The sequence below is a fragment of the Streptomyces sp. CA189 genome (assembly GCF_056428985.1).
The window spans coordinates 1-4337 of the sequence record NZ_JBWJVM010000155.1 but is presented as its reverse complement, the minus strand read 5'-3'; the positions used below and the strand labels follow the sequence as shown (position 1 = coordinate 4337).

Here is a 4337-nt window from a genome sequence, read left to right as displayed (position 1 = left end):
AAGCCCGGCGAGCGCACCAGCGGCCGGGTGCACCGCACCTACGACCAGATCGCAGGACTCCGCGCGAAAGCCAAGCGCCGGGCCCTGGACTGGCAGCACACGCCCACCCCCGCCACCGCCCCCGCCGCAGCCATCGCGATGGTCGAGAGCGACCTCCAGATCGCCGGCGACATCCTCTCCGTCCAGCACCTCCTGCAGCCCGCCCGCGAGCACCCGGCCACCGTCGCCGAGTTCGTGGGCCTCGCGCGTTCCATCGCCGCCGACCGCTCCGAGTGGGAGCACCTGGTCCGGTACGACGCCACGACCCGCTGGTACCACCGGCTGCGCACCGGCCCCGGCTACGAGGTCTGGCTGCTCAGCTGGGTACCCGGCCAGGGCAGCGGCCTGCACGACCACGGCGCCTCCTCCGGCGTGCTCACCGTCCTGGACGGCGAGCTCACCGAGCACACCGCCCGCGGCCCGCTCACCCTCGGCGCCGGCTCCCAGCGCGTCTTCGCCCCCGGCTACGCCCACGAGGTGCAGAACGACAGCCTCGACGGGGCCGTCAGCCTGCACGTGTACTTCCCCGGCCTCACCGAGATGCCGATGCACAGCTGCTCTCCGGCCCGGCCCGAGGCCCTCTCCGTCTGACCCGGGTCGCCGCCTGAGAGACTGCGCCGTATGCGCATTGTTGTTCTGGCCGGCGGCATCGGCGGCGCCCGTTTCCTCCGAGGTCTCCAGTCCGCGGTTCCCGACGCGGACATCACGGTCATCGGCAACACCGGTGACGACATTCACCTGTTCGGGCTCAAGGTCTGCCCCGACCTGGACACCGTGATGTACACCCTCGGCGGTGGCATCAACGAGGACCAGGGCTGGGGCCGCACCGACGAGTCCTTCACCGTCAAGGAGGAACTCGCCGCGTACGGGGTCGGACCCACCTGGTTCGGCCTCGGTGACCGCGACTTCGCCACCCACATCGTCCGTACGCAGATGCTCGGTGCGGGCTACCCGCTCAGCGCCGTCACCGAGGCCCTCTGCGACCGCTGGCAGCCCGGGGTCCGGCTGCTCCCCATGTCCGACGACCGGGTCGAGACCCACGTCGCGATCACGGACTCCCAGAGCGGCGAGCGCCGGGTCATCCACTTCCAGGAGTACTGGGTGCGGATGCGCGCCGCGGTGGACGCCGAGGCCGTCGTCCCCGTGGGCGCCGAGCAGGCCAAGCCCGCGCCCGGCGTCCTGGAGGCCATCGCGGCCGCCGACGTGATCCTCTTCCCGCCGTCGAACCCCGTGGTGTCGGTGGGGACCATCCTCGCCGTACCCGGCATCCGCGAGGCCGTGGCCGCCGCCGCGGCCCCCGTGGTGGGCCTCTCCCCCATCGTCGGGGGCGCGCCCGTGCGCGGGATGGCCGACAAGGTGCTGGCCGCCGTCGGCGTCGAGTCCACCGCCGCGGCCGTCGCCCGGCACTACGGCACCGAGCTGCTCGACGGCTGGCTCGTCGACACCGCCGACGCGGACGCCGTCGCCGAGGTGGAGGCCGCCGGCATCACCTGCCGGGCGGTACCGCTGATGATGACCGACCTGGCCGCCACTGCGGAGATGGCGCGGGCCGCGCTGGAACTGGCGGAGGCCTCCCGGTGACCGCCCCGCAAGGGATTCCGCCGAGGGCCTGGCCCTCGTACGAGGTCCGGGCCCTCGGCGGAATCCCGGAGGTGCGGCCCGGCGACGACCTGGCGGCACTGATCGCGGCCGCCGGGCCGGAGCTGCGCGACGGCGACGTCCTGCTCGTCACCTCGAAGATCGTCTCCAAGGCGGAGGGCCGGATCGTCCGCGCCGATTCGCGCGAGGACGCGATAGACGCCGAGACCGTACGGGTCGTCGCGCGCCGCGGGACGCTGCGGATCGTGGAGAACCGGCAGGGGCTGGTCATGGCGGCGGCCGGGGTCGACGCGTCGAACACCGAGGCCGGCACCGTTCTGCTGCTGCCCGAGGACCCCGACGCCTCGGCCGCCGCGATCCGGGCCGGGCTGCGGGAGCTGCTCTCCGTGGACGTGGGCGTGATCGTGACGGACACCTTCGGGCGGCCGTGGCGCACCGGGCTCACCGACGTGGCGATCGGCGCCGCGGGCGTACGGGTCCTGGACGACCTGCGCGGCGGCACCGACGCCCACGGGAACCCGCTGAGCGCGACGGTCGTCGCGACCGCCGACGAGCTGGCCGCCGCCGGAGACCTGGTCAAGGGCAAGGCGGAGGGCCTGCCGGTGGCGGTGGTGCGCGGGCTGGCGCACGTACTGGGCGAGGGCTCCTCGGGGGCCGACCTGGTGCGCTCGCCGGCCGACGACATGTTCCGGCTGGGCACCTCGGAGGCGGTACGGGAAGCCGTGACGCAGCGGCGTACCGTACGGGCCTTCACGGCCGAGCCGGTGGACCCGGGCGCGGTCCGGCGCGCGGTGGCGGCGGCCGTGACGGCCCCGGCCCCGCACCACACGACTCCGTGGCGGTTCGTCCTGCTGGAATCGGCGGGCGCACGGCTGGAGCTGCTGGACGCGATGCGGGACGCCTGGATCGAGGACCTGCGGCGGGACGGGAAGTCCGAGGAGTCCATCGCGAAGCGGGTCCGGCGGGGCGAGGTCCTGCGGGCTGCGCCGTACCTGGTGGTGCCCTGTCTGGTCACGGACGGCGCGCACGACTACGGGCACGCGCGCCGGGACGCGGCGGAGCGGGAGATGTTCGTCGTCGCGATGGGCGCGGGCGTGCAGAACTTCCTGGTCGCGCTGGCCGGGGAACGGCTGGGCTCGGCGTGGGTGTCCTCGACGATGTTCTGCCGGGACGTGGTGCGCAAGGTGCTCGGGCTTCCGGAGGACTGGGACCCGATGGGGGCGGTGGCCGTGGGGCACGCGGCGGTCGCTCCGGCGGAGCGGGCGGGGCGGGCCGCGGAGGAGTTCATCGAGGTGCGGTGACCCTCCCGGGCGGGCCTCCCCTAGAGCCGGCCGATGTCGCCCCGGGGCATGCGGGGGGCCCGGCGGGGCGGGGCGGCTCCGGCCAGGAGGACGAGGCGGGCCGCGCGGTGGCGCTGGCCGGCGTAGGGGGCGAGGAGCTCCAGCATGGCGGCGTCGCCGGCGTCCCGGTCCCCGGCGAGCGCATAGCCGATGATCCCGGGCAGGTGCAGGTCGCCGGTGGTGACGGCGTCGGCGGCGCCGTTGCTGCGCTGGAGGGTTTCGGCGGAGGTCCACGGGCCGATGCCGGGGACCGCCTCCAGGCGGGCGGTGGCCGCCGGCAGGTCCATGGCCGCGGCCTCTTCGAGGCGGGCGGCGAGGCGGGCCGCGCGGACGATGGTGGCGGAGCGTTTGGCGTCGACTCCGGCCTTGTGCCAGTCCCAGGACGGGATGAGCGTCCAGGTGCGGGGGTCGGGCATGACGTAGAGGCCGCTGCCGCTGCTGCTGCCGTCCGGGCCCGGGCCCGGAGCCGGTTCGCCGTACTGGCGTACGAGGCGGCGCCAGGCGCGGTACGCCTCGTCGGCGGTGACCTTCTGCTCCAGGACCGTGGGGATCAGGGACTCCAGGACCAGGCCGGTACGGGTCAGACGCAGGCCTGGGCGGCGGCGGTGACTCGCGTGCAGGAGCCGGTGGCGGGGGAGGAAGGCGGCGGGGTCGTCGGCGGAGCCGAGCAGCTCGGGCAGGCCGTCGAGGATCCAGTCGGCGCCGGGGCCCCAGGCGGTGGCGGTCACCTCCGGCGAGTGCGGCGCGCACGTGACGCGGAGCGTGGCCGGGCCGGCGGGGGTGCGGGTGGCTCGCCAGACCGCTCCCGCGGTGGCGCGGAAGGTGGGGTCGGCGGGGCCGCGGCGCAGTGGGCCGAGGGTGAGGCCCAGGTCCAGGGCGCCGGGTGGGGTCCAGGTACGGGTTCGGGGGCCGCGCCGTGACGCGGAGCCGCCGCCCGTGCCGGGGCCTGGGTCGGTGCCTGTGTCTGTGTCTGTGTCGGAGTCCGGGCCGGGGCCCGTGCCCGTGTCGGGGCCGGGGCGGGTGCCCGTGTCGGGGCCTGGGCGGGTGCCCGTGCCCGGGGCGGCCGCTGGGGTGGGTTCGGGCACGGTGGTGCGGCCGCCGCGGATCGCGGTGCGGGTGAGGGGGTCGTAGCGGCCGGCCATGTCCTTGAGCGTAGCCCTGCGGGGCTGTCCCCTACCCGCCCTTCCACCGTTCCCCGGGCGCTGCCCGGACGCCGCGCCTCAAACGCCGGCGGGGCTGGGGGGTGCGCCCCGGGCGCTGCCCGGACCCCGGTCCTCAAACGCCGGCGGGGCTGGGGCGTGTGCCCCGGGCTCCGCCCGGACCCTGTCCTCAAGCGCCGGACCGGCTGGGGAGGGGTGC

Annotated in this window: 4 protein-coding genes; 3 read left to right on the top strand and 1 reads right to left on the bottom strand. The window is 75.8% G+C overall.

Features of this window, described 5'->3' with window-relative positions; genetic code table 11:
- Positions 1–138 precede the first annotated feature (138 nt).
- From AC061S_RS44135 to AC061S_RS44125, 3 genes are read left to right on the top strand one after another with little or no spacing between them, the layout of a single operon-like run.
- On the top strand, positions 139–630 hold the full coding sequence (locus AC061S_RS44135; RefSeq protein ID WP_478691525.1) for a cysteine dioxygenase: 492 nt from the start codon (positions 139–141) through the stop codon (positions 628–630).
- A gap of 30 nt (positions 631–660) precedes the next feature.
- Entirely contained in the window at positions 661–1620 is a 960-nt protein-coding gene (gene cofD, locus AC061S_RS44130; protein ID WP_478691524.1) for a 2-phospho-L-lactate transferase, read from the top strand.
- Positions 1617–2939, top strand: coding sequence for a coenzyme F420-0:L-glutamate ligase (locus AC061S_RS44125; protein WP_478691523.1), 1323 nt, complete (start codon positions 1617–1619; stop codon positions 2937–2939). The genes cofD and AC061S_RS44125 overlap by 4 nt, the downstream gene beginning before the upstream one ends.
- Positions 2940–2959: 20 nt before the next feature.
- On the opposite strand, the gene AC061S_RS44120 is transcribed toward AC061S_RS44125, so the two are convergent.
- Positions 2960–4120: a DNA-3-methyladenine glycosylase family protein gene (locus AC061S_RS44120; RefSeq protein WP_478691522.1), complete on the bottom strand. Its 1161-nt coding sequence runs from the start codon at positions 4118–4120 to the stop codon at positions 2960–2962.
- Positions 4121–4337: the final 217 nt, after the last annotated feature.

Excerpts from the sequence above, each read along its gene's own strand:
- AC061S_RS44135 (WP_478691525.1), top strand. The coding sequence starts at position 139 with ATGGTCGAGAGCGACCTCCAGATCGCCGGCGACATCCTCTCCGTCCAG.
- cofD (WP_478691524.1), top strand. The coding sequence starts at position 661 with ATGCGCATTGTTGTTCTGGCCGGCGGCATCGGCGGCGCCCGTTTCCTC.
- AC061S_RS44120 (WP_478691522.1), bottom strand. The coding sequence starts at position 4,120 with ATGGCCGGCCGCTACGACCCCCTCACCCGCACCGCGATCCGCGGCGGC.